23 protein-coding genes are annotated in these 26,616 nt (G+C 39.5%); 6 read left to right on the top strand and 17 right to left on the bottom strand.

The genetic code is table 11. The features are described 5' to 3' along the window. Window positions 1-104 precede the first annotated feature (104 nt). From QNI22_RS02290 to QNI22_RS02280, 3 genes are all read right to left on the bottom strand, one after another. Window positions 105-704 (bottom strand): DUF6794 domain-containing protein, encoded by a 600-nt coding sequence (locus QNI22_RS02290; RefSeq protein WP_314508974.1) that lies wholly within the window; start codon window positions 702-704, stop codon window positions 105-107. A 205-nt stretch (window positions 705-909) separates the two neighbouring features. Further along, window positions 910-1,341 (bottom strand): hypothetical protein, encoded by a 432-nt coding sequence (locus QNI22_RS02285; protein ID WP_314508972.1) that lies wholly within the window; start codon window positions 1,339-1,341, stop codon window positions 910-912. Between the two features lie 315 nt (window positions 1,342-1,656). Beyond that, window positions 1,657-2,037, bottom strand: a complete 381-nt coding sequence (locus tag QNI22_RS02280) for a winged helix-turn-helix transcriptional regulator (RefSeq protein WP_314508971.1) — start codon at window positions 2,035-2,037, stop codon at window positions 1,657-1,659. 95 nt (window positions 2,038-2,132) lie between these two features. On the opposite strand from QNI22_RS02280, the gene QNI22_RS02275 reads away from it, so the two are divergent. Next, window positions 2,133-2,885, top strand: a complete 753-nt coding sequence (locus QNI22_RS02275) for an SDR family NAD(P)-dependent oxidoreductase (RefSeq protein WP_314508970.1) — start codon at window positions 2,133-2,135, stop codon at window positions 2,883-2,885. Between the two features lie 249 nt (window positions 2,886-3,134). On the opposite strand, the gene QNI22_RS02270 is transcribed toward QNI22_RS02275, so the two are convergent. From QNI22_RS02270 to QNI22_RS02255, 4 genes are all read right to left on the bottom strand, one after another. After that, complete coding sequence (locus QNI22_RS02270; protein WP_314508969.1) at window positions 3,135-3,656, bottom strand: hypothetical protein; 522 nt, start codon at window positions 3,654-3,656, stop codon at window positions 3,135-3,137. 495 nt (window positions 3,657-4,151) lie between these two features. Continuing rightward, window positions 4,152-4,652, bottom strand: a complete 501-nt coding sequence (locus tag QNI22_RS02265; protein ID WP_314508968.1) for a hypothetical protein — start codon at window positions 4,650-4,652, stop codon at window positions 4,152-4,154. 1,094 nt (window positions 4,653-5,746) lie between these two features. Continuing rightward, complete coding sequence (locus QNI22_RS02260) at window positions 5,747-7,012, bottom strand: Y-family DNA polymerase (RefSeq protein ID WP_314508967.1); 1,266 nt, start codon at window positions 7,010-7,012, stop codon at window positions 5,747-5,749. 55 nt (window positions 7,013-7,067) lie between these two features. Continuing rightward, entirely contained in the window at window positions 7,068-7,553 is a 486-nt protein-coding gene (locus QNI22_RS02255; protein WP_314508966.1) for a LexA family protein, read from the bottom strand. 1,764 nt (window positions 7,554-9,317) lie between these two features. Here QNI22_RS02255 and QNI22_RS02250 point away from each other — a divergent pair. Next, entirely contained in the window at window positions 9,318-11,351 is a 2,034-nt protein-coding gene (locus QNI22_RS02250; RefSeq protein ID WP_314508964.1) for a beta-L-arabinofuranosidase domain-containing protein, read from the top strand. Window positions 11,352-11,489: 138 nt separating this feature from the next. Here QNI22_RS02250 and QNI22_RS02245 read toward each other — a convergent pair whose 3' ends face one another. Both QNI22_RS02245 and QNI22_RS02240 read right to left on the bottom strand, forming a co-directional pair. After that, entirely contained in the window at window positions 11,490-12,545 is a 1,056-nt protein-coding gene (locus QNI22_RS02245) for a GTP pyrophosphokinase (RefSeq protein WP_314508963.1), read from the bottom strand. Between the two features lie 289 nt (window positions 12,546-12,834). Continuing rightward, window positions 12,835-13,437, bottom strand: coding sequence for an FMN-dependent NADH-azoreductase (locus QNI22_RS02240; protein WP_313979894.1), 603 nt, complete (start codon window positions 13,435-13,437; stop codon window positions 12,835-12,837). Between the two features lie 208 nt (window positions 13,438-13,645). Here QNI22_RS02240 and QNI22_RS02235 point away from each other — a divergent pair, with 208 nt between their 5' ends. Beyond that, a complete protein-coding gene (locus QNI22_RS02235) occupies window positions 13,646-14,014 on the top strand; it encodes a winged helix-turn-helix transcriptional regulator (protein WP_313979893.1) in 369 nt (122 codons plus the stop codon). 161 nt (window positions 14,015-14,175) lie between these two features. Here QNI22_RS02235 and QNI22_RS02230 read toward each other — a convergent pair whose 3' ends face one another. The 3 genes from QNI22_RS02230 to QNI22_RS02220 are packed head-to-tail and all read right to left on the bottom strand — an operon-like array spanning window position 14,176 to window position 16,161. Beyond that, window positions 14,176-14,823 carry a DUF4291 domain-containing protein gene (locus tag QNI22_RS02230; RefSeq protein WP_314508962.1) on the bottom strand — a complete coding sequence of 216 codons (648 nt, stop codon included), beginning with the start codon at window positions 14,821-14,823 and terminating at the stop codon, window positions 14,176-14,178. Beyond that, a complete protein-coding gene (locus QNI22_RS02225) occupies window positions 14,820-15,296 on the bottom strand; it encodes a DUF6896 domain-containing protein (RefSeq protein WP_314508960.1) in 477 nt (158 codons plus the stop codon). The genes QNI22_RS02230 and QNI22_RS02225 overlap by 4 nt, the downstream gene beginning before the upstream one ends. A gap of 28 nt (window positions 15,297-15,324) precedes the next feature. Then, window positions 15,325-16,161, bottom strand: a complete 837-nt coding sequence (locus QNI22_RS02220) for a hypothetical protein (RefSeq protein WP_314508958.1) — start codon at window positions 16,159-16,161, stop codon at window positions 15,325-15,327. A gap of 629 nt (window positions 16,162-16,790) precedes the next feature. Here QNI22_RS02220 and QNI22_RS02215 point away from each other — a divergent pair. Further along, window positions 16,791-17,585: an SDR family NAD(P)-dependent oxidoreductase gene (locus tag QNI22_RS02215; RefSeq protein WP_314508957.1), complete on the top strand. Its 795-nt coding sequence runs from the start codon at window positions 16,791-16,793 to the stop codon at window positions 17,583-17,585. An 11-nt stretch (window positions 17,586-17,596) separates the two neighbouring features. Next, window positions 17,597-18,514, top strand: a complete 918-nt coding sequence (locus QNI22_RS02210) for a helix-turn-helix domain-containing protein (protein WP_314508956.1) — start codon at window positions 17,597-17,599, stop codon at window positions 18,512-18,514. Between the two features lie 292 nt (window positions 18,515-18,806). On the opposite strand, the gene QNI22_RS02205 is transcribed toward QNI22_RS02210, so the two are convergent. From QNI22_RS02205 to QNI22_RS02185, 5 genes are all read right to left on the bottom strand, one after another. After that, a complete protein-coding gene (locus tag QNI22_RS02205) occupies window positions 18,807-20,063 on the bottom strand; it encodes a T9SS type A sorting domain-containing protein (RefSeq protein ID WP_314508955.1) in 1,257 nt (418 codons plus the stop codon). A 574-nt stretch (window positions 20,064-20,637) separates the two neighbouring features. Beyond that, entirely contained in the window at window positions 20,638-21,597 is a 960-nt protein-coding gene (locus QNI22_RS02200; protein WP_314508954.1) for an aldo/keto reductase, read from the bottom strand. Between the two features lie 131 nt (window positions 21,598-21,728). Then, window positions 21,729-22,610 (bottom strand): helix-turn-helix domain-containing protein, encoded by an 882-nt coding sequence (locus QNI22_RS02195; RefSeq protein WP_314508953.1) that lies wholly within the window; start codon window positions 22,608-22,610, stop codon window positions 21,729-21,731. Between the two features lie 47 nt (window positions 22,611-22,657). Further along, complete coding sequence (locus QNI22_RS02190; protein WP_313979872.1) at window positions 22,658-24,283, bottom strand: alpha-amylase family protein; 1,626 nt, start codon at window positions 24,281-24,283, stop codon at window positions 22,658-22,660. A gap of 10 nt (window positions 24,284-24,293) precedes the next feature. Continuing rightward, entirely contained in the window at window positions 24,294-25,253 is a 960-nt protein-coding gene (locus QNI22_RS02185; protein ID WP_314508951.1) for a TIGR03885 family FMN-dependent LLM class oxidoreductase, read from the bottom strand. A 110-nt stretch (window positions 25,254-25,363) separates the two neighbouring features. Between QNI22_RS02185 and QNI22_RS02180 the strand changes: the two genes are divergently transcribed. Next, window positions 25,364-25,846, top strand: a complete 483-nt coding sequence (locus QNI22_RS02180) for an SMI1/KNR4 family protein (RefSeq protein WP_314508950.1) — start codon at window positions 25,364-25,366, stop codon at window positions 25,844-25,846. The last annotated feature ends 770 nt before the right edge of the window (window positions 25,847-26,616 follow it).

The following is a 26,616-nucleotide window of genomic DNA, read 5'->3' as shown; positions in this document are numbered from 1 at the left end:
CATCGGAGTAAGAATACGGGCCAGCTTCAAATCCCACAGAGTATAGTAATTGTCTTGCCCACTTGGAACTTTCATGAAAGATGGAATTATTTACAGGGGACTATTTATGGTTTTGTTTTTTGCTGTAGGTATTTGTAATACCCTATTAGTATTTCTACTGATAAGTCATCAGCCATCACAAACTCAAAACCAGTATCTTTAAAATATTTCAAAAGACGAGATCCTCCCCATAAGCCCCATGCATTTCGTATCCACATTCCGAGACCACGGTGGTACGCAATCAGATCATCTACACTGGCAAGGCTGGCAATTTGGTTTTTCTCTTCTGCAGTGAGTTTTTTATCCAACTCCCGAAAGCAATCCTGTAAATCTTTCGGAATGTAGACACCATTAATAGTGTCTTGCTCCATTCTTCGCTTTCGTTCTTCTTCTTTCCTTAAAAAAACTGTATTATAATACTCAAATTGTCCTTCTGTATCTAATTCATACCCGTTCAGATACCTATGAAACGTTAGTAAAAGAAAATGATAGATATCTTCTCTCAAATAAACTTTTTTCTCCCTGAGGATTCCAAATACACCGCAGTCAACTCTGTAATGGTATGCTTCCAGCAAATTATTCTTGTAGCTTTGAAGTTTTCTCAGACTATCTTCCGAACAAGAACGTATGGTATTTTTATTTTCCACGGAGACGACTTTATTCATCTCAATCAGGCATTGATCTAAGTTAGGTGGACAGAATAAATCATTTTGCTGGCTGAATATATTCGTATAACACAGGAATCCTTCAATAAATAGAAGCAGTAACCTTACTTTCAAGAAGAAATACATACTAATAAACAGAGTGAGGATTCGTATTTACAGGGTAAATAATTCTTAAAAGCAGACTCTTACTACAAACATTTTAAAATTAGTTACTAGAAATATAATATACATTGTCAACCTCTCCTACATAGTTACCTAAATGGCCTTTACTTTTTGTAATAAATCTGCCTCTGACGATTACATATCTTCTGTTTAGCTTCTTACATGTATCATCCAAGTTTGAATTCAACTCAGAATTAAAATTTATCCAGATAGCCTTGTTCTTTGAATCAGAGTAGTAATCAAATTTTGATTTATAGATTGCCAAATCTTCAAATGTAGCAATAAAGTACCCCTCAGTCTCTATATTCAAGCCATTGTAGTTTTGGGGAAAATTAACTAATATGTCCAAGGGAACGCTGGTGTATTTTAAAGGCATCAATACATCAATGTTAAATGACTCTCTCTTTGAAGGGGAACATTCCAGAGAAGAAAGTAAAATACCAATAAAAATGAGATGTACTTTAAACTTAGTCATATATTCCTTCCTTCTTTTAGTGGATTGATTCATCCGCTTTTACAATCTAGAAGAGGATAATACCCCACTGGCAGGAGTAACAATCTATGTTGTCAACATAAGAAAGCGCATGTTAACCTCTCCATAATCTGTTGTTTTGAAATCAATACACTCTTCCTGGCCTCCAGTAAAGACCTTCCCGCCCAAGTCAAGGCGTGACAGGAAGACCTTTTAGGAGGATAAATAGAGAGAAACTTTTATTCTGACAGCATTGAAGAAAGACTTGCATCATTTCTGCTGAAGATATGTTTCTATCCCTCCTGTTCTGTATGCCTGTTAAGGCTGTTGTGCCTGTGTGTGAGCAGCTTCTTTCTTTCGGTTCTTTTCTGCCCATTGGCTCAGATGCTCCAGTATCGGAGTCAGTTCAATAGCCATTTCCGTAAGTTCGTATTCTACCCTTGGCGGCACTTCCGGATAGACAGTTCGCTCCAGAAGGCCATCCTCTTCCATTGCTTGCAACTGCAAGGTTAACATACGCTCAGAGATATAGGAAAACTCCTTCTTTAATTCACTAAACCGCATCTGTCTTTGTTTGAGTTTATCAAGAATCAACAGTTTCCATCGTCCGCTGAGTATATGCACCGCATAGGTGAGGTTGCAGTTGATAATGCATTGCTCATTGCGGGTAAAGGTGGAGGTTGTTTTTCTGCCTGGCATTACTTACAAATTTTATAGTAGCACACAATTCATTACAGGTAAATCAAAAATACGCGCAAAGCCCTACTATTGCAAAAAACAAAAATTTCAGCAATATGGACTTATATTTAAACAAGAAAACGGCTATTGTAAGCGGAGCAAGTCAGGGTATAGGAAGAGCCATTGCCAGAGAGCTTGCCCTTGAAGGTGTAAAAGTGCTGGCAACTGCCCGTAACGAAGCGTTGCTTAACGATTTAAAATCAGATATCATGGCTTCAGGAGGTACAGAACCTGTTTTATTGGTTCAAGACTTTGTAGACAAAGAAGCACCTCAGCAAATAGCCAGGGCAGCGTTAGACAATTTAGGGCAGGTAGATATTCTGATAAACAATGCAGGCCGTAGCAGGCCTGTACCCCTTACCGGGAAGGAAGAAGACTGGATTGCCGCTATGACGCTTGACTTTGAACAACACCGCAAGTTAACACATCTGCTTATACCACATTTTATAGAACGAAAGCAGGGAGCAATTCTCAACCTCACCAGCACCTATGAACTACGTCAGTTGAATGTATCAGCCATTGCCAAAGCTGCAGTAACGGCTTGGTCAAAACAACTTGCGGGTGAACTAGGCAAGTATGGCATCAGAGTCAATTGCCTCCAGCCAGGTCTGATTGATACCAATAACATCCGCCCCTTTTTTCCGGTTGAGGAACGTCAACGATTTGCGGAACAGGCAATTCCGTTGGGCGATTTCGGTGAGCCTCAGGATATGGCTAACATGGCCGTTTTCCTTGTCTCTCCACGAGCAAAATACATTACCGGAACGGTAGCTGTGGTGGATGGTGGCATGCGTAATTATGCCTTTTAAGGTTTTGTACAGCTTATAAAAACAAAACATGTCTGTGCACTGAAGTATTGTTCGTGATTGGGCTGGACTATCTTAACTTTGGACAGGTAAAGTCTTTATGTGTAAAGTCTCTTTCCCGTTCTCCTGAAACGAAGACTCACTTTTCCGTCCTTCTGAAAGAACCTTCCCGCCACGGCGGGACAGGTTTGACAAGACCGGTGACATTGGAGTTTGGAGATAATTTTTTCTCTCAAAATAAGCTTGACGCACTCAATTTTCATTAGGGGGTAATTGATTTTGACATTCATTATTGATGCAAACAAAATAATTGTCTTTGATTACATTAATCCAACCACAGCTACCACAAATTCGGAATTCGAATGCAGTTGTAAAAAAATCCGGAAATGGAATTCTAATCTTTTCTAATGCACATTTTACCATATCCCAGGATTTAGGTGAAGGGCAATAGCCTGTGGATTGATTGGTGATTTGACTAATGAAGTATGTTTTGTTTTTAAGTAATACAAAAGTTATTTCGCCTGCAGACAATACATTTTCTCCAGCAGCACAGACAACATGTTCGGAATGTCTGTCATGGATAACCAAATTATACTCTAAGTCAATAATAAATGTTGCGGTTATTTCTGAGTTAGTATCCGGTTTCTGGTACGTTTTCTTAATCCAGTATTCAATATCTGCAACTGATGTAATGCAATATCCCTTCCATTCGGATTTTACCAATCGAAGCAATTCAGTATCTCCAACAAATGTATATTCAATCTGTTTATGCATTCTTATTAGCTACTTTGCTTGTATTCTATCTCTGCTCGTTTCAATTCAGAATCCGAATTTCCAGAAGCGGACTCACTTTCCAAGTCAGTATTGCTTTCTGGTAATAGCTAGCATGTTATCCTTATCCTGTCCGGGATCTTTTCAGGAATAACGAAAAAACACTCAAAATTCACTTCCCGTCTTGAATGGATAATTCCCTCTTCTTGAAAAGAACACTTCTCCCTGTCTGCTCTCCCTCTTTTGTCCGTCTGAAAGAATTCTGTGACAAGAACGTCAGCCTTTGAAATTGGAATACATATTTCTCTCAGAAAGGAAACAACACTCTATTGGTGACACGTGTCCCGCCGTGGCGGAAGATCCTTTCAGGAGAACAAAAAAGAGCAAAAGGATACGAAAAAAGTTTTAAGGGAAAAGAAATCATTCTCTTAAAACCCTCCAAAATAAAATAGGGATGCCAGTTTAATTCGCTGTATACCTTATAAGTTAAATCATTACTTATTGTACAACCAGGTCGGTTTCGGCATTTAGCTCATTGTCGGCTTTCACCTTGTCCCAAATACGTAATTTAACGTGATAGGTTTGGCCGGCTGCCATGGGTTGTGCAATGGTGATCTTTCCACGTAATTCAGTAGCGTCTGCAGGTGGATGGCCCTGATCGCCAGAAAACAGGTCGTCGGCTTTAAGCACTGTAGTTCCCTTTGTATCAGTTACCAATAAACTCATTCCCGGAAAAGCCTTGCCATCCCTAAGTCCATAGTTATTTATCCCAAGCGCTACGATAGCTATCTCTGTGTTTAACTTTACTTTATTGTCAGTCATGCGGTTATTTTCTGGATCTACCAATGCCATATCTTGCACAATAAACCCATTGTAGTTGAATGACAAACCTGTGAGGAGATCTTTCTTGGCTCCTTTGCTATAGTTACATCCGACAAATATCAGGCAGCATAGTAGTACTAGTAGTGTTGTTGTTAAGGTGGTCTTTAGGTTTTTCATAAGGATACCAGAATATATTGAGTTGAAATCATATAGTAATGGATTAGGACAGATGTGAAAAAGGAATACTAGTATTCCTCAATGACCTGGATACATCATTTGTAATGCCCTTTTCAAGTAGCAAAGGTATGACCTGTAAAAGACGGCTGTCAATAACCCTTTATACAACCCTAATATGCTCTCTTTCCAGAAGACTACCGACAATGGGATGTTCACTCTCTAACTACTTGCTACTATATATACTTGATTTAGTGCGAAAATCCGGTTTATAATACAAGATTTTCGCACTAACGGATTTTTACGCCAAGCCATAAGTATGTCCTTATTAAAAAGGACATATACTTTTTGTATTGTTTGTAGCCATACCAGGTCAATTGTAAACAATCTAAAAATGTTTAAAAAGATTTCCTTTTTGACAACTGCAGAATTACCTAATTGATTATCCTGTCAAAACTCCCTTCTATAGATTTAACTACCAGTTCAATTGTTTTGGTATTAATCGACTCACAGCGGAAAATGGCTTATAAACGATTTATCATGCCTTAAATCGCATTTCTGAACCAAATCGCCCAGACCTCTAAAAAGTATGTAACCTGAAACGCGCCAGAATCATGCATTTGTAGAAAATACTGGCCCAAAACGCGAATACACGATTCTCAGGAGGTTTGAAGATCGGATAGTTTTGTACTCTTGCAAAGATCACTTTCCTTTACTATTGTCTGTTATTACTCTCATGAAAGTAGCACCATTCTCCTTTTGTCTTACTGTAAGGAATGCTCATCCCCTTACTCTCCTTCTGTAGCAAACACGCCCTGCCTGTCCTCCTTAAAGGATCTTGTGACAAAACCGACGGCCTTTCCGATTGGAGAATACTTCCTCTCAGATACCAAAGAAGACTCTATTTGTCACGTGGAATCTTCTTTTACCTATTCCAAAGAATATCTAAGCTAGGTAGAGGTTGCACAAATTATTAACCAAGCAAAAAGGACTACGACTTTTTACATCTGTAATTATCTGACTACCACTAGCATTCATAAGAAGCTAAACCCCAAACCTTCTAATTTGTAGTCAAATTGACAGAGTAAGCAACAAGTCTAGCCCTTTACCAGTGGTATCTCCTTCCACTTAGTCGTAAACCGATTACTTCGCATCGTCGAAAGCATCTGCCAGGCCTGAGTCGTGCCATTCGATGCCAGAAACACCGTCCCTGCTCCCCAGCGTGCATTAATCTTGTCAACAACCGCCATCAGAGCCGGATTGGATGGGCGTTCGTCAAACAAGTTTGTTTGCTGGCTATGAGCAGGGCAAATCCCATCCAGTAAGATACCCGCCTTCTTATACTCAATACCCTCTTTGTAAATACGCTTTACGCCTTCCGGGGCATAATGTACCAGTACACGGCTATCCGAACTGGCAGAGGGCAGCGTAATGCTGATAGAGGCATAGAATGGCGTTTCCTTAAAGCGTGAAGACTGAATGAAGACTGTAAGTACAGAGGCTATTGTCTTCTCGATACGCAGCTTTTCGGAAGCCTTGCTGGCATAGACACTTACCGCTTCACTAAGTTCACTTTCTGTAGTCACCACCCTACCAAAAGATCGGCTAACCACTATACTCTTTTTAGTAGAAGGTGTCAATTCCATTTCCAGACAGGACACCCCATTGAGTTCAGCAATCAACCGCTCCCCTATCATCCCTCCCAGATGTTTTTTTGCCCAGGCCGGTCTTACTCTCGCCAGATCAGCAGCGTTGGTAATGTGGTAGCTATGTAGCTTTTTAGCATACTGTCTCCCTACTCCCCAAATATCCTCAACCCGTAGTTTGGTAAGAGCCTCTTTCCATTTCTGTTCCGTATCCAAAAGCAGTACACCCTGAGTTGAGGAATCTTTTTGAGAGTGTCTTTTGGCCAGAAGATTGGCTACCTTCGCCAGCGTCTTTGTAGGCGCAATACCAACACAGGTAGGAAGCCCTAGGTGTAGCAAAACAGTTTCCCGGATCTGGTGCCCATAGTCAAGCAGATTCCACTGCTCAAACCCCTCAAGACCTACAAAACATTCATCCACCGAATAAATCTCTACCTCACCACTGAACGTCGATAGTAAGCTCATCAACCGTTGCGACATGTCCCCATACAAGGCATAGTTACTTGAGAAAACGGCTACCTGGTGTTGATCCAGCAAGGGCTTTGCCTCAAAGTACGGTGCTCCCATCTTAATGCCCAGTTGGCGGGCTTCATTGGACCTGGAAACAATACAGCCATCGTTATTGCTCAACACCACAATAGGCTTTTTGTCTAAGGCAGGATTAAACACCCGTTCGCAGCTTACATAAAAATTATTAGCGTCAATTAGTCCGAACACAAAGAATGTACTTTTAGCAGTTACAGTTAGTACCCATTACACAACTCAGGATGATTCAGGAAAAAGGATTGATCGCATAGGTGACTACTCCCCACAGCAGGAAGTTCATGTCTTCAGTAATAAGAATATCAGTGTAGTCCTTATTTTCAGGACATAAGTACACCTTTCGGTTTTCTATCTTCAATCGCTTACAGGTAAACTCTCCGTTGATGGCTGCCAGTACCACATTGCCATCTTTGGGTCGCTTTGACTTATCTACTATTATCAACGCATTATTAAAAATCCCGCACCCTTTCATACTATCCCCTACTACTCTGAGATAAAAGGTCGACAGCTTATTCTGAATAAGCATATCATTCAAATCCAGTTGCCTGTCGATATAATCATCAGCAGGTGAAGGGTATCCTAAGGGTATTAAAGACTCGAAAATGGGTAACTTGGTATGAGTTTGGGTCAATGGCTTATAGACTTCAAGAAATGAATAGGCAGAAGCTGGCAGAATGTCTAGCTTTTGAATGCGGGATAGTTGTAGCGCTCTCATACGAAGTAAAGAAATTTAATACCAAAAAAGAATACAAGACGCAATGTAAACAATAAATATAATTACAAACAATAATTTTTAATACAATATTTACAACACGTATCTAAAATTATTGTTTATCTACATTATACTATCAGAATATTAGTAAAGATGATGAGAAGGTTTGGAACAATATTATCCTATATGAGAATCAACGTATTCTCAATGAAGCAGATAGCCTGTGAGATCTATGGGATTTCCTGTATAAAGTAGGCTTAGCCCATGAGCTAATCTATAAGAAGCTAGCCAGGGAGTTGATAATTGAAAGGCGTTTTGCGTTTACTTATGGGGAGAGCTTTTATCAGATAACCGTAAAAGGCTTTCAGACAGAAGTAGGCTATCTGAAAAGGTTGCTTTTATGGGCATAACCAATTTGCTAACAAAGCCTGACCAAATTTCTTACCCTACTAGCTTAAGCACTCAGGCATTTCAGCGTATACACATAAAGTATTGCAATAATACTATCGGATGTAATCATTGCAAGTAAGATTATAACACGAATAGCAATAAACAGACATGCGTCAGCTTATGAAATAACAGGTTTTACAATTAATCCGAAGATATTCCTGATTTTCAAAGCAGAAAACGAGATGTGAATCTATTGATGCATGTTTCTCAGACATAAGCCAGTCATAATCATTATCTCCTTTGTCTTTAAAACCTATTTCTTCTAAGCGTCCTGAAAAATCATAAGCTATCAGGGGACTAAACTCTAAAAAAGATTTTTTTCAAAAACGAGCTTTATTTCTACTGGATCCGAAACGGGTACCCAATGACCGGAGTTTCTGTAAAAAATTCATTTCCAGATAGGACTCAGTACTTATTACAATAGCTATAATTTTTATATAATAATTATTGTGTATATCAAAATAGCCTTTATCCGATTGAATTGTAATCGAAGAGTCAAAACTAAAGTTTCTTTTCATTGAAGGTAGCAAGCAAAAGGCATAAATGTATCTGCAGACCTTTTGTGTTAGAAAGGTTATAAGTAGAAACTCATTGCTACTACCTCATCATACTGCACCACAACCCACTGGATAGAAGTACCCTTATTAGTCTGAATATGGACCAGATACATCTCTTTAGAGCTAACCTGCATAGGACTCTATGTTTTTTCAGATGGCTGATTATCTTTTATAAATAGCTATTTTGTTAGTTAAATTATCACTCATTTGTGGGTTACAGATAGTTTGATAAAAAAATCAATTGTATGAATAACAAACATTAAAGCCACCTTGCCAGTAACTTAGAAGTTCAAATATAGTACACCCCTTGTAATCATACGAGTTAATTTCAAGTATTTGGTCACGTGCATGCGAAGTATCAACTTGTCTTTTAGTCATATAAGGTCTTTAACTGGACTATTCAAATTACAAGTCTTGATTGGGTATTTTTTACAGTTGCTACTAATTATTATAGTAATAATTAGTAGCATGCTATATTTGAGTATATTCATATTATAAAGAATGGGATTATAATAACTAACATTCGATAAGCGTTTACCATGCCCTCCCTGAAACAACGAAAAAGTTGCATCTAAAAACTAATTTTATCATCTGTAAAGTGTAAATAATGAACAATAGATTTACAGAATAAACTTCTGTAACAGGTTACAAAATATAAATTTGAAAATCTGTCACAGGAAAATCTAATAAAAGACTACTATTGTCTCGCAAATCATCTGTGTGGTGAATGTTCGTTTCTATTTTTCATACTCGTACAACCATGTATTCAATTCGTTATGTATTGTTTTTTGCAGGCTTGTTGATTTTAACAAGCTTCCCCTCTCTAGCACAGCAAAAGACGAATGTTATCTACATCCAAAACCGATCACCCTTGCGTCCCAATCCCTATCTGGAACTACCATTGGGAGCCATCCATGCCGAAGGTTGGCTGAAGGAAATACTTCTCAGACAGAAAAACGGAGCTACTGGACAGTTGGACAAGCTATATCCACTGGTGATGAGTCAACGTAATGGGTGGCTTGGTGGTGATGGCGATCAATGGGAAAGAGGTCCTTACTGGATTGATGGGTTATTACCTCTGGCCTATATTCTCAATGACAAAGAACTAATCAGCAAAACCAAACCCTGGGTAGAATGGGCTATACAGTCACAACGTGAAGATGGCAATTTCGGACCTGCCAAAGACTATCCTTACGAACCAGGTATCCAACGTGACAACAGCCTGGACTGGTGGCCCCGAATGGTGGTACTGAAAATATTAAAGCAATACTATTCGGCAACAAGTGATAGACGAGTGCTTGACATGTTGACCCGTTATTTCCGGTATCAGTTGAAACAACTGCCTTCACAGCCGCTGGATCGCTGGACATTCTGGGCTCGCTATCGGGCAGGTGATAACCTTATGGTGGTCTACTGGCTGTATAATCTTACCGGCGAAAGCTTTCTGCTGGAACTGGCAGATCTCATGCATAAACAAACGTTTGACTATACCACTGCTTTTCTGGAAGGAAATCTGTTAAGCCAGCAAAGTAGTATCCATTGTGTTAATCTGGCACAAGGTATGAAAGAACCTCTCATTTATTACCAGCAGCATCCCGAACAAAAGTATGCAGAGTCTGTAACAAAAGGCTTTGCCGACCTTCGAAAATACAATGGACTGGCACATGGACTTTATGGCGGGGATGAAACCCTGCATGGTAACAACCCTACGCAAGGTTCAGAGCTTTGTTCAGCCGTTGAAATGATGTTTTCGCTGGAAAGTATACTACCTGTTACCGGACAGGTCAGCTATGCTGATCAATTAGAAAAAGTCGCCTTTAATGCCTTACCTACTCAAGCTACCGATGACTACATGAACCGCCAGTATTTCCAGCAGGCCAACCAGGTAATGGTAACCCGGTATATACGTAACTTTGCGGAAGATGGCAATCATCAGGGCACCGATGTATGTTATGGTCTGCTGACAGGATTTGCCTGTTGTACGTCAAATATGCACCAGGGCTGGCCTAAATTTACCCAAAACTTATGGTATGCTACAGCAGATAAAGGGCTGGCAGCGCTTGTGTATGCTCCCAGTGAAGTAAAGGCGTATGTCGGAGAAGGTACACAGGTAACTATACAGGAACAAACACAGTATCCATTTCGTGAAAACATTCAGTTCAAACTTACACTGGACAAGAAAACAAAGGCAGTATCTTTTCCTTTCCATCTGCGGATTCCACAATGGTGTAAGCGTGCTACTATTTCTATAAATGGAAAGCCTCTCCGTGAGGCGGATGGCAATCAGATTGTGGTGATCTCACGTGAATGGAAATCGGGTGATGTACTGGAATTAACATTACCAATGCATATATTCCGAAATCGCTGGCATGAAAACTCAATCTCTGTAGAGCGCGGACCGTTGACGTATGCCTTACGGATTGAAGAGCAGTGGAATAAAGTAACAAATACAAAAGATCCGGATGTATATGGGGATACCTATTATGAAGTGAGACCTAAATCAGACTGGAATTATGCCCTGCTGGCAATGGACGACAAAGAACTGGAACAGGCATTTCGCGTAGAACAAAAAGAGCAAATGCCTGTTTATCCGTGGAATCTGGACAATGCTCCGGTCTTGATCCGTACCAAAGGGAAGAAAATTCCTTCGTGGGGAATCTACAATGATATGACAGGTCCAATTCCTTTTAGCGTTATTTACGGGCTGGAGACAGGACCGGAAGAGGAAATTACCCTGATTCCATATGGATGTAGCGTTCTTCGGATTTCACAGTTTCCGGTTACTGCCAAGTAATTCCATATCATTGTGAAAGCAGCAAATACGCAATGTTATCAAGAGGATAAGGAAGCATTATGGTGAAACGCGTTCTTATCCTCTTGGTTCTGGAAATACCTCTCTCTATCCTACCGAAAGGACACTAATGAGAGACTGTTATTTTTTTCTAAATTTTAGAACCTGGATAATTTCGAGTAGCAGCCTCCAGCATCGCTTAAATGAAAAATGCCGATCATCTTCCCTACCTGTCTTGCTCAGGCGATACTGCCATGGCCCGACAGGCATTGTTGTTGGACGCTGGGGATCTGTATAGTCAGCAAATAGCTGCTTTATTTCGTCCACGTTCTCATCTATGAATTTTTCCAGAGGAGCCAGCGTAGTAAAGCCCAGTACCTTTAGGTTAAAGATATCCATATCGTCAATTACAGTAGCTTCTTCACCAAACAAATGAAACCCATTACGTTCCATGGCATATCCGATAATCTGAGCAATGGCATCGTTTTCCTTGATAAAGACCTCCAGTGAAGCCAGATTGACAGGGATATCTCCAGAAGTTTGGTTTAACTTTAATTCGGTCGCTATACGGTTCTGATACTGTTGTATTTCTTCTTTTAGTTTGACAAACTCAATATCAGCCAGTTCAAGCAGGGCAGCTATACGATAAAATGTCCGTTTGGCAGAAGGTGCAATTTGCCTGCCTTTGTAAATATCATGTTCCATAGTTGCCCAGGAATGCTGCAGAATAGTCCGGATCTGTAGTTCAAACTGTAGGCCTTTGTACTTACTCAGATGAGGTTCCTGCAATCGGCTCGAACTCAGACTTGCCACAAAATGCCTGCTTTTGTACCCAAACCGATCCAGCGTTTCTTCTACCTGAGCCGATTTATCAGGAGAGTTTTCTCTATCTATTTCAAATTCCTCTTCAATCTTCTGGGCAATTTTGTCAATATCGTCCTGCAGATACGTAATAATGCGCATTCCTACAATATCCTTAATATCACCGATCTGTTTGTATTTCTCACCCTTGAGTTTAAGTTTATTATGCAGACTGTTTTTTGCTTTTACACGCGATGTAATCAAATGAGGGCAAGGCTGGAAATCTTCTGAGATAAATAAAGTCTCCAATATTCTCTTCACATCAGATTCAAACGATTCATAGAGGCTTTTGTTCTGGTCGTAGTCTTCTAAAAGCTGGGTTATATGTTCTACCATAAGATATATGTCATAAGTACACTGCTCCGGATAAAACGTACATTTGAGCACCTGAATCTGTATTGTCTGGATGCAGGGCCTCAATCTTACTAAAAACCTGTCAAAAACCCATCATAAATTCATCGTATGTTGTATAAAAAAAATCACTACAAAAGCGGTCAAGGTTGTCAAGGTAAGAAAACACAAACAACACCTTCAAGCTAATTACCTGAAGGTGTTGCTATATGGAAATGGTCAATGTGACAATTGTCTGTATCACTATAACCAGAAATGAAAACCAGTGACCGCATTAATCAATATGAATACTTGCGATCCCTTTTTCCATGGCATGTTCCATTACACCCGGAACTTTGAGACCTTCTGCCCGGAAAACTGTCAGGTCTGTCATGCCCAGAAACCCGAGGAAGGCTTTTAGGTATGGTGCTACAAAATCGTTGTTTTTACCCGGCCCTTCGGAATAGATGCCACCTGAAGACATCGCAACATATACCTTTTTGCCAGTGACCATACCAACAGGGCCATTTTCGGTATACCCAAAAGTAATTCCAGGCCGTGTGATATGGTCAATCCAGGATTTTAGGGATGTGTGAATGGTAAAGTTATAGAGTGGGGCACCAATGACAATAATGTCAGATGCCATTAACTGATTGACTGCCTCATTGGAAAATCGGATTAACTCTTTGTCTTCTGCCGTTAGCTTGTCTCCTGGAATAAATAAGGATTGCAAAGTAGCTGGACTTAAATGCGGAATATCCAGGTCGACCAGATTGACTTCTTCTACAGTACTACCTGGATACTTTTCAATGACCTTTTCGATAATGGCATTGCCCAGTTCCAAGCTGTGAGACTTATTGCCCTGAATACTTGAAATTAAATGAAGGATACGTTTCATAAAAATTTTGATTAAATGTTACCGACTTCTGCCAGACAAAAGCACTGATTTCTGATAGTACAACCAGTAAATTAAAATCAGCACGTGTTACCTAAGCAGCATATCTGTTTTGCAGTTGTGCAGACAAAAATAGTGGGAACAGCTATTCAAAGAATAGTACTTACCCAAAGGTAAGCGCTTACTTTCAGGAAAGTGCGTATCTTTGGGTATGGCAACGATGATCCAAAATACAATTCCTGGCAAAGAAGAATGTGCCGGTTCACTCAATAATATACTTGATGCTTTGTATGTCCTTAATGGCAAATGGAAGCTGGCTATTATCCTTAACTTGGTGCAATCCCCCAAGCGGTTCAACGAAATACAGAATGCCGTTACGGGTATATCTCCAAAGGTCTTAGCCGATGAACTGAAAGATCTGGAACTGAATGATTTTATTCAACGCAATGTGTACCCAACCACACCGGTTACCATCGTTTATGAAGCAACCGATTACAGCCGAACCTTAAAAAACGTACTTCGTGAACTAAGTGACTGGGGAGGTCAACACAGGGAAAAGATCAAACAAAGTATGCGGTAATAAAATGGGTATCTCCTTAAGTTAATGCAACCCACTTATTCGAAGAGCTAAATTATAAAACATGAAGAGGGAGTTAGAAATAGGAAATGTACTGAGGTTTTTCATATCGATTATCCCTACAATACAACATTTTTAATTTAACTCGATGAGGGTAGGATTAGTCATATGACTAACCCTATCCCCAATTTAGAAAAAACAGCCGAATCTGTAACATGATAAATGTCTTCAACAGGGATTAGTAATTTGTCCAGAGCGTGTTCCAGGACATGTTCATGCTGTTGTTTGACAAAATCTGTTATATCCTCAATTCCTATTGTCCACTCTGAAGCATAACGGCTTAAAGCATCTCCTCGCAAACCAAGTTGAATAGCCCTTCGTTCCAGTTTATTCCCATAGGGATCATGGTCTGGGTCCCATTGCAGTCTTACTTCTGAATTAGTCACTTGCTGCTGCCAGTTTTCGTGGGTTTGATATATAGGCTCCACATAAGAGCTATGCACAGCAGCTTTCAGCAAGCTGTCAAATCCATCCCGCTTTACATGAATAGCTAACACTCGCTCCTGTTTGGGTTTGGAAGCCCAGCCGCTCCGATACATCATCCATAGAAAACCTGTTTTGATCCAGCTCATTCGATCAAACTTAAAACCTCCTCCACCAAGTTTCTGGTTTCTGACAGCTCGTGCAGCAATGGCTTCATTAAAAGCCTGATAAACGATAATCGAATCCTGGTTATACTGACCTAAAATATATCGGCTTGTAGTGGGTAAAGTTTTCTCTATTTCAGTGTATAAATTGAGTTTAAGTGTCATTTGTGTGTGGGTACTTTAGTTTCGTTGGGTACCAGGTACGAATTAAAATAATACAAGTGTGAGCCGAGTGACATACTTGGCTTTAGGATAACTCCATTTTTTCCCAATACACCAAAAAGCGTTTCCAGCTCTTTAACTGAAAGTGTGGATAGTGGATCTTTCGTTTTATCACGTAAGAACAAAAAGATCCTCCATGGATCAAATCCATCAGTGCGATGATCTCTACCATAATCAAAATCTATTGTTTGCTTCCTGATAGTAACTCTACATCCAATACCATGAAATTGATAGCTGGACAATATGCCATTAACATGTATAAATCCCATTTGGGGAATTTGTCCGGCTACCCAAGCTGACAAAGGTGAGGTAATTTCAAAGGTTTTTATGAAGGTTAGATGAATTTCCTCTACTTTACGTATATAAAGTCGTATCCATTCCACTAAGCGGGTTAATTCATTTTCCGGGGTATTCATTTACTAATGTAGTGATATACAATCTTTATTAAATAGGCAAGGTCTTGCTTGCAATTTCAACTGCTATATCTATAATCTGGTAATCGATTATTTCCTTGCTAACATCCCATTTATTGGGATCTTCCAGAGGCTTTCCTCCCCAGTAGTATGTTTGTTTGGAAGGTTCTTTTTTCGGTTTGGCAATGTATTCCAAATTGGGAAATCCTCCCCACCGAAATACCTGACGTAGGTATTCAACAAATGTTATATCTTTTCCATAATCAATCAAATCACCATCTGCCACCATATTATCCGATATAGTAATACCATATCCTGTTCCACCACTAATATTATCTTTAATCAAAGCATCAGGAGAGATAAGAATATAATTTGTATCCTTTATATCATTATAGTTTGTATCATAATGGTTTACAAACTCAATTAGTACTTCAATAGGTTCAATATAGAGAGGATCTAGTGGAAAATAGCTTCGTAAATTTGGGAAATATCCCCTAAGATCAACAATATTAACTTTTTTGTAAAGTTCTATTAAGATAAGAGGAGGAACGCCAAAAGGCTCCAACTTAGTAAGTAAATCGACAACCAGAGCTGTTTTATCTATAGTTGTCTTTTGAAAAAACACAGGTTTTACATAACAATCTTCATAGCCATTTTCACCCATTTTATCAAATACATAGCCTTTTATTAGTAACTCAGTATAAATCAGTTCCAGATTGTATACTATGCGATCTACCATTGTATTGACTACCTGCAAAACGACTTCTCGAAAAGGTGGTGTAAATATTTTTTCTTTCAAAGCAATTATCTCATTCCATACTTCTACAGTCTCACCTTGTAAGTATCTTGCATGCAGATTATACTTCATGTTGTGTGTGTTTATTTACTAATGCTATAACATATATAGAAGATATGGCCTGATCTTCAATCTCACTGGAGCGGGTAGGTTCACAAATAAGGTAGACCTTTTCATTGTATGGGATCATAGTTGCCACTCAATATTCCAGTTAACTTCATAAAACAAATAAGTGCTTTCTTCTATAATTATTACTAAATTACAAAACAGTAACTAGTATACTATCAGACCCGGAAGATTATCTGAGTATCTATCTTATTCATCTGTGGATGCTAATGCAATCGAAGGATAAACTGCTGATTTGGCTATATCTCACTAAGCATTAGTTTACTTGCAAAGTTATTACAGTTTGTACTCGATCGTTTACAGGTACATTATCAAATCAGTTCGCGAATCAGGATATGATCTGCCAGGTATTGATCTTCATTGCCTAAAGCCATAGATTATTAGTTAGAGAAAAAAAACAATCTGTTTTTCACAACATATTTTCTAGTATCCCCTTTAACAAAAAATCCATACCAATACAGCAAAGTTTGCACAGAAAGCAAGATCCTCATTTTAAACACAAGTATCCGTAATCCGGATAGATTATTTATAAGAGACTTTCGGAATTTTGTCATGTACAAATACCTAACAGTCTCATGCAAGTAACATTATTAACAGGAGCTTCAAGCGGAATCGGAAAGGCTCTAGCACACCAACTGGCAGCTAAGAAACACAACTTGGTGTTAGTAGCCCGTAATGAACAGGCACTCAAACAACTTTGCGAAGAAATAACAGCTAAAAATGGCATTACAGCTCATTACATTGTGGCCGATCTGAGTAAACCGGATGCTGCTAACTTTGTGTATGTTGAAAGCAAAAAGAAAAACTTATTCGTAAATTTACTAATCAATAACGCAGGCATTGGTTCCAGTGGGGAGTTTGTGCATAACAACCTACAATCCGAACTGGATATGCTGGAACTTAACAATGTATCACTGGTGGCTCTGTGTCGCCTGTTTCTGCCTAATATGGTAGCGAACAAAAGCGGAGGAATTATTAATGTAGGATCGCTGGCTTCGTTTTTTCCAAGCCCTTACATGGCAGCCTATGCAGCCTCAAAGGCATTTGTGCGCTCATTTACCGAGGCTCTTACTGAAGAATGCAAACCCTATCATGTACAGGTAATGCTGTTTAGTCCAGGTTTTACAACAACCAATTTTATGAATACACCAGCCAATAACAATAGCTGGGGCAAGACATTAACTGAAAATGCCTACACCCAAACAGCAGAACAGGTAGCAATCGAAATGATACAGGCGTGGGAAAAGAAGAAATCATTCCATGTTTCAGGACGTATCAATGCACTGACTGTAAAACTAATAAGCCTGATACCCAATGCTACCATTGCCAGAACCTTTGCCAATACCAAAAGAAAGAAAATGAACCTGTAATGTAGTATGTGATGAAAAAAGAGCCCATAGAAACCATACATATCGACAGTATAACCCAAAGCCATCAATTAATGAGGATAGACAAGCCGAAGCATCCCTTGTTCAGCATTGTCCGGTTCGAAGATATAGAGCAGCAAGCATTGGATTCCCGCTTACGTCTGATTTTTGGTTATTACCAAATCACCCTGAAAAGGAATTGTCCTGGCAAATTGCAATACGGACAAACCATGTATGACTTTGATGAAGGTGTAATGTCCTTTTTTGCACCGAAACAGGTAAACATTTTAGAACCTGGAGAGGTACTGGCAAGATCCGGGTGGTTACTCAACATCCATCCGGATTTTTTACGAACCTATCCCCTGGCACAGAAAATAAAGGATTATGGCTTTTTTGAATATGCAGTTAATGAAGCACTGATACTTTCGGAAGAGGAAGAAAAATCTATTATAGCTATCTTTCAACAGATTGAAAGAGAATATACCTTACCTATAGACAATTTTAGCCAGGATGTAGTGATTTCCAACATCGAATTACTACTCACCTACTGCAATCGCTATTATAACAGACAGTTTATTGTCAGAAAGGCCACCAACCACACATTACTGGGAAAGTTTGAAAAGCTCCTGAACGAGTACTTTGACAATAAAATGACAGACAAAGGACTGCCTACAGTCAAATATTTTGCAGATGCCATGAATATTTCTCCCAACTACCTGGGCGATATGCTCCGTCAACTAACGGGCAACAATGTGCAGCAACATATCCATGAACGACTGATAAACAAAGCCAAAGAACTTCTCTCAACTACAGACTTCTCAGTGAATGAGATTGCCTATGAACTTGGTTTTGAATACCCACAATCATTTAGCAAGCTATTTAAAAACAAGACAAATCTCTCCCCCTCTGAATTTAGACAAGCCTTTCAGTGAAGTATCATTAGCTTTTACTATTGGTATTATACTCTAAAAAATAAAGGAATAACCTCAACATTTTGCCAATAGAGTAGAGTAATGTACCTTGCGTGCAGAAACACTACTTTTAAGATGGATACCCAGGAAACACAACTTATAGAGACATATAAATTACATTTGGGTCTGTAGAAAAAATAAACGATAGAAGAGTAAAGACAAATTTATTTTACCCAATTCTTCTAACCACTACACCTATTTTTATTCTCTGTAAAACCTACAAATAAAATAACCCTTCCAGATCCATATTACATTACTCGTTCTGAAGAGCAACTTTCCGGAAAAATGCCCCTTTATCTGTCACTACTCTCACTGTATACACTGCACTGCTGAAAGCCAGCGGTATACTCTTCTCTACATACGACGCTTCTGCCGATGCCTGACTCTGATCTGAATAAATGATACGCCCTAAAAGATCAAACACCTGTACCTGTTTAATATTTCCAGCACCATAAATTTGTAATGTATAGCTGCCATTTCCATTGGAAACCATATGCAGACTGGCATTATCAGCAAAAATGCGGATAGTATTTACTTTCGAGTAAGAGGAGATATTGGTATCATCTACCTGACGTATACGATAATAGTGTGTACCATAAGAAGGCTTTGAATCCATGTATGAGTAGGTGTGTTTCTCTGTTGAGGTTCCAGCACCCATTACCTGCCCAATAGATGTAAAATTTATTCCGTCTTCTGAATACTCGATCACAAAATAGGCGTTGTTTTCTTCACTGGCAGTTTCCCATTGCAAGACAACATATTTCTTTTCTTCATTATAGGTAGTGGTAAATGATAACCAGTCAACGGGCATCATCAGCATACAATTCTGATCATTGTTAAGAGGAACATCTCCATTACAGGTACCTGTACCACAGGTAGTAGGCTGATTCAAAACACATACAATCAGCGGTGCAATGATAGAACTATTCAAAAATCCATTGGAGCCTGTAACACAACCGACAATAAGAAGTTTACCATTGCCTCCGGAGGCAATATTCCCATTGATAAAGTTATAATTCCCTTCAACAGTAAGCTGAGTACCTGATATGGTAATAGTAGATTGATTGTTAACAGTCAGATTACACTTAATAGTTGAATGTACAGTAAATAAAGCATCCGATTTATCAAAAAACACATTGGACACATTCAGTAAACCATTCGCTATTAACCGCTGTTGCTGAGAGCCGGTTCCATCCCCAAAGTTTAAAGTCTGAGCAGTAGAGCTTTCTTGCAGCGAAGCACCCGTATTAATAGTAATCGATCCATGCCTGGAACCAGCAGACAAAACTGCAAAATTCTGATCGAGGATGACATGTGAATCTATAATCACAGTACTTGTAGAGGAAGGAGTTGTGCTGCATCCACTTCCTGTAATAGTCCAAGTAGCGGGATCACTCCAGTTCCCTCCACCTGCCACAGAAGTATAGGTGCATTGGGCATAGACAGATAAGAATGGGCAAAACAATAGCAAAACGGAAACGCATTTCCGTAAAAGAAAAGTGAATTGCATAAGGATTCTCAGATTTAACTAGCTGGTCTAAGCGTTAAAACAGGTATAGACTGACTGCAAACAAGTAAAATTGTACTTTATTTATTTGTAGCCAGCATCTTCATCTCTGTTGCGCAGTGATTTGTTTATCATTTCTAACAAAGCAGATAAAAGTATTTGTCAGGAATGAAACAATTTCATGTGTATAACAGGCTAAAAGAGAATTACCCCTAAGAAAAAGGTAATTATTTTTTACCTCAGTATAATTTCTTCAGATAATCAATTAATTGCATTTTATCATTTTAAGGTTTCATATGTATTGGATATTTAGACAAGATAGTCGCTCAAATACACAAAAATACTACAGATTATGGCTTACTAACTGAAATCTGTCATTGGTAAAACTTCATTATCTGATATTACTTCAACTTCACAAGAGGGTAATCTGTCTGTATAATGAAATACTAATCAGTTATTTTACTATACACATTTTGCCATATAAAAACCAAAAACACATCATATTGCCACGAGTTGTTTGGCAATATGATGTGTTTTTGGTTTTTCTGACACTTCGTCAATTTGAGATTTTTTCCCTTTAATATGGAACCACAACGTTAACAGAGGTTAGGATCCGCCTGATTTCAGCTAAGTCTTCAGCTGACAGTTCTACATCTACAGCTCCCAGGTTTTCGTCCAAACGGTGTAGTTTTGTGGTTCCAGGAATAGGAACCATTGATGGTTTCTGATGTAATACCCAAGCTAATGCCAACTGAGCAGGTGTGATTTCTTTCTTTTCAGCAAATGCAGTTAGTAACGTAACAAGTTGCTGGTTTTTTTTCCGGTTTTCTTCTGAAAAGTTCGGATGCTGGCTTCGGATATCGTTGCTATTAAATTGAGTACTGGCATCAATAGTACCAGTCAGATATCCATGACCCAGCGGACCATAGGGCACAAAGCCAATACCGAGCTCTTCTAAAGTTGGTAGAATTACATTTTCTACCCCACGTATCCAAAGCGAATAGGCACTTTGTAATGCTGTCACGGGTTGCACAGCATGGGCTCTGCGAATGCTGTCTGCATCTGCCTCTGATAAACCAAAGTATTTTACCTTACCTTCCTGAATCAGTTCTTTGACTGCACCTGCCACCTCTTCTATGGGTACATTGGGATCTACACGGTGCTGGTAATACAGATCAATCACATCCGTTTTCAGGCGTTTCAATGATCCGTCCACTACCTTGCGGATATGCTCCGGGCTACTGTTCATGCCTTTGTTTTCGTGGGTTTTGGGATCGAACTCGAATCCAAACTTTGTAGCAATGACTACCTTGTCTCGAAAGGGAGCCAGGGCTTCTCCTACCAATTCTTCATTAACATAAGGACCATACATTTCTGCGGTATCAAAAAAGTTGATTCCTTTTTCAATGGCATAGTGTATCAGCTTAATCATTTCGTTTCTGTCTACAATATTGCCATACCCAAAACTCATACCCATACAGCCCAGTCCTATAGCTGACACTTCCAGTCCGGCATTACCTAATTTACGTTTTTCCATTGTCTTGATCGGTTGTTTTCACATTATTGATATGTCCTGAATTCTCATCTTCTACAATGAAAACCAGTGATGCAAAAGTATAAACAACCTCTCTTGGCAAAGTAAACGATTCAAACAGAAAAGTATAAATTTCAAACCTGACGGGTGCGGTAAGCTTTGGGAATATTGCCTGTCATCTTCTTAAAGAAATTGCTGAAGTAATTAGGATATTCAAATCCCAGCGCATAGGCAATCTCCGCTACACTCCAGTCTGTATGCTGCAGCAAGACTGTAGCCTCAGTGGTGACACGGTCTGCTATATGGGTAGTGGTTGATTTTCCGGTTTCTTCCTTAACAGCACGATTCAGGTAGTTTACATGTACAGCTAGCTGGTTCGCATAGTCCTGGGCAGTCTTTAGCATTAAGGGTGAAGTTATACTTTCTATAGGAAACTGTCGCTCCAGCAGATCCAGAAACTGATTAGTGATACGTGTAGAAGCATTTCGATAGTGGATAGAAAAATCCTCTGGTTGCATACGCAAAGCTTCATGCACAATCAGTTGGATATAATTACGTAGCAAATCAGCCTTGTATACATAATTGGTAGCCTGTTCGGCTATCATGCTTTCAAAGATTCCGGTAATTTTTACCCTCTGTTGTTCAGTAAGCCGAAAGGCAGGGTTTCCATCTGCTTTAAACAAGGGAGATTGTAGCAAAATTTCCGAACGTTCCAGAGGCTTGATAAAGTTTTCTGTAAAAATGCACGCATATCCTCCTGGCTCGCCAGAAAGAATGTCAACACTATAAGGAATGTGTGGATTCGCAAAATACAGGCACACACCATCTAGTTTAACACTACTGCGGTCAGTATAGGTGATTACTGTTTTGCCAGTGCTTAATACAATTTTATAGAAATGCCTACGACCAAACATGGAATGGCCTGTCTGGCATAGGGCAGCTTCATATACCCTAAAACCTTTTAGTTTCAGGTCGTCGTTTAATTCCAGGGTTGGAAAAGTATGAAGTGTTTTCATTTATACAAAAGTATAAAATTCACACAATAATAAGTCAAAGGCAATCCTTATTCTCCTCCTCTAAACCATCGATACCCATAGGCGTTGAGAATAATTGTGTGTCTGCCGTCCTCATCGGCAATACTTTCCACCTTATTAATTAGATCAATCAACCGTTGAGTTTTTGCTTGCCGGGTTGTTAAAACCAATTCTTCCCCTTTGGCAGTGAAATTATGAACAAAAACCAGGATCTCTTCTTTGAATTCGTAACGCATCACCAGAATACCTTTAGGCTTTACAGGAATGATCTCCCAGGAACCAAAGCCTATCTCGGGACATTCTTTCCGAAGGCGGATCATAAATGCCATCCAGTTAAACAACGAATTGGGATCTCGTTTCTGGTCTTTCACATTGACCTGCTTATACGAATAGATTCCTTCTGAAATTACAGGTTTTACTTCTTTGTCTGAATCAGAGAACCCAGCTTGACCTTCTGAGGACCATTGCATAGGTGTACGAACAGCTTCACGTTCTTTCAGCGACAGATCGTCTCCCATCCCAATCTCATCTCCATAACGAATTACCGGAGTGCCAGGCAAAGTAAACATCAGGCTATAAGCGAGCTCAATCTGCTGGCGATTGCCCAGCATAGAGGCGAGCCTGCGACGAATGCCCCGGTCATAGATCTGCATGTTTTTTTCCGGACCAAATTCCTGGAACACACGCTGTCTTTGTTCCTCTGTAAGCCGTCCCAGATCCAGTTCATCGTGATTTCGAAGAAAATGCGCCCACTGAGAAGTCGGATTAATTTCACGAGTAGCTTCCAGTGCCTTTTGTAAAGGTTCGATTTCAGTTGAGGCTAACGCATAAAACAGATGTTGGTTCACAAAGAAGTTAAACATCAGATGAATGCCGTCACCTGCCTCGCCAAAGTAGTTGACCGTTTCCTCTGGCAACACATTGGCTTCTCCCAATAAAATTGCATCTCCCTTTCGCCATTGCAGAAACCGCCGTAATTCTTTGAGATAGCCATAATGTAGCGTAGTGCTGTCAACATCCGGCTTGGGAGATTCCAGCACAAACGGAACGGCATCCATCCGAAAACCAGAAACACCCAACTGCAACCAAAATCCAATGATCTTTAAGATTTCATCCCGCACCTCAGGGTTGTCTGTATTCAGGTCGGGCATATGGTCATAAAACCGATGAAAGTAATAAGACCCGGTTTTGGGGTCCTTAGTCCAGGTAGCTTTCTGTACACCTGGAAACACCATACCCTTGTTCCAGTTGGAAGGTTTATGATCAGACCACACATACCAGTTCCGTTTGGGATTGTCTTTGGAAGCACGAGCTTCTTTAAACCAGAGATGCTGATCCGATGTGTGATTCACTACCAGGTCAATGATAACCCGTATACCTAGTCCTCTGGCTTTATGCATAAAATTCACAAAGTCACCCGAGGAACCATGCCGGGGATCAACACCATAATAATCGGAAATATCATATCCATTGTCTTTGTTGGGAGTTGGCTGAAACGGAGCCAGCCATATTGTATCTACCCCTAATGCATGCAAATAATCCAACCGTTCGATAAGACCTTCAAAATCCCCTACTCCATCGTTATTTCCATCTTTAAACGATTCAAGATCCAGACTATAAATTACTGCGTTTTTGTACCAGAGATGTTCTAACATAGTTAAGTGCTTAAATTACCTGAGGGATGACTTTTGTTCCAAAATCCTGTATAAATGTTTTTTGATCTCTGTTTACGTTGTGCAGGATAATCCTTTCAAAGCCAAGCGCCTTGTATTGACGTATTTTCTCAATATGAAATTCTGTATCAGAAGAAATGTCTATTTTGTCGGGTAGATCTTCGGGTTTAACCAACTCACCCAGCGCGTCAAATTCGGCTACCGTACGCAATTGTCCCAACACATTTCCCTGAAAGATATTGGTACGCCACTGATCATAGGCACCCATCAAAGCTTCTTCTTCTGAACGGGCATAGGATAGTTGCACCTTCAGATACATAGGCTTCCCGTCCCCTCCATTCTGGCGAAATGCGTCAACCGTCTTTTTCAATTCTTCTATTGGCTTCGATATAGTCACTATCCCATCTGTCCAGCCTCCCATCCAACCGGCAGTTTCAGCTGTGACAGCAGCACCAATCAGCAAAGGTTTAATTTTGGGAAGCGTATAGAGTTTTGCATTTTCGACGGTAAACGAACCTTTGTAATGCACCATTTCGCCATTCAATAGCTGACGAATAACCTCTACACTTTCTTTCAAGCGTATATTTCGATCCTGCTTTGCAGGCCAAAGTTCGCCTGTGATAGCCTCATTTAATGCCTCGCCACTACCCAATGATACCCAAAATCGCTCAGGAAACATTTCACATAAGGTAGCTATAGCCTGTGCCAGTACAGCAGGATGATACCGTGGTCCCGGAGACACTACCATACCAAATGGAAGCGAAGAGGTATTCATGGCCGCTCCTAGCCAGGCAAAAGAAAACCCACTTTGCCCCTGCCGTTCACTCCAGGGATAAAAATGGTCTGATGAATTCACTGCCTGAAATCCAGCCTGTTCTGCCATAGAGACATAAGTGAGCAGTTCACTGGGTTTAAACTGTTCGTGTGATGCGTGGTATCCAATTAAAGCCATTCCAGTATACGAGCTAAGTGTAAAAAATTACCATACAGATGTCCTACCATGCAAAAATTTAGTGCCAGCTTGTTTAGAGGAATTGGCTATAAGTGAGTTATTTTGTCTGTATGAAACTATTCCTGGAATTACTTACTAAAATCAGAGAAGATAAAGAATGCATTTATCTGGACAGATCGTTTATCCCTCGACCTCCTGAAGGTATACTTTTGCCAGAAGATGTCATACTATTTTATACCCATTGTGGTGGAGTAGAACTCTTTCCGAATAAAAATTATTCGATGAAGATAGTAGCTCCTCAGGATTTTGTAAGAGCCAATCCGATTATTGCAGGAACAGATGGAGAGTATGACAGAAGCTATAATTGGTTTATTATTGGAGAATCCGGCTCTCAATATATTACGATTGATCTGGCTCAGGAAAGATTAGGTCGGTGTTATGATAGCTTTTGGGAAACCCATGCACTTAAGGGCAATTGTCCTGTTATTGCGACAAGCTTTACTGAGTTATTGGAATCACTTTATCAGCACAAAGGAGAGTACTGGTATTGGTTACGAGATGACTTTCATTCGTTGGGAGATGCATATAATTAAGAGATTAGTATGCAAATACAAATATTGTATTTGAAAGCTATCTTTCCTGACCGAAACTCAGTTATTAAAAAAAGATTGCACCTAGTATCTCTAATATGGAACCAATACCAGATAAAACACTACCAATTGCTTCATATTTTTCGTGTTTTTTCTGCCATTTCTTTAAAGCTTCAGGATCGTTCTTTACCCTTTGGTATTGACGATACTTATAATAAATTAACAAAAAACAGAAGCTAATGGAAGCTATAATAATAATTGCTAGTATCATATCAGGAATATATGTTTTTATTTATTCTTCAAAGTAAGTATAACCAACTATGGAAATTCAAGTATTTGGATGTTATTAAAACTCTTAATGGACGAATCAAAATTAAGTAACCCTATTGGAAGATAAACGATGGGGAGGAGTATTTGTACAGAGCCAACTTTCTATAGTTAAAGCCTTGTTTCTGAACGTTTCTATCACTACTTTTTCTAAACTATATCAGATATCTCCCTTAGTGACTTTTGGATGTCAACGACCTCAACTTTGCTTTTACCGAATTCATTTTTGCATCCAATGAATACGAACAATAGTAATAAAACCAGTTTGGTTTGAATATAGAAGCAGTAAATTTTAAGTGTCATACAGTTAAGGATAATTGTTAGTTTACAATATACTTCCATTATTTATTTCATATACTGAATACATGTTGTCTTTGCATGCAATTGTATTAATTCATCTGCAGGTTTATAACATGTATCTTCCATAAACGTATATATCTTTGTTG

Origin of the sequence: Xanthocytophaga agilis, assembly GCF_030068605.1 — a bacterium.
GTDB lineage: Bacteria > Bacteroidota > Bacteroidia > Cytophagales > 172606-1 > Xanthocytophaga > Xanthocytophaga agilis.
The sequence above is the reverse complement of the archived record's forward strand: the minus strand, read 5'-3'. Positions and strand labels throughout refer to the sequence as shown.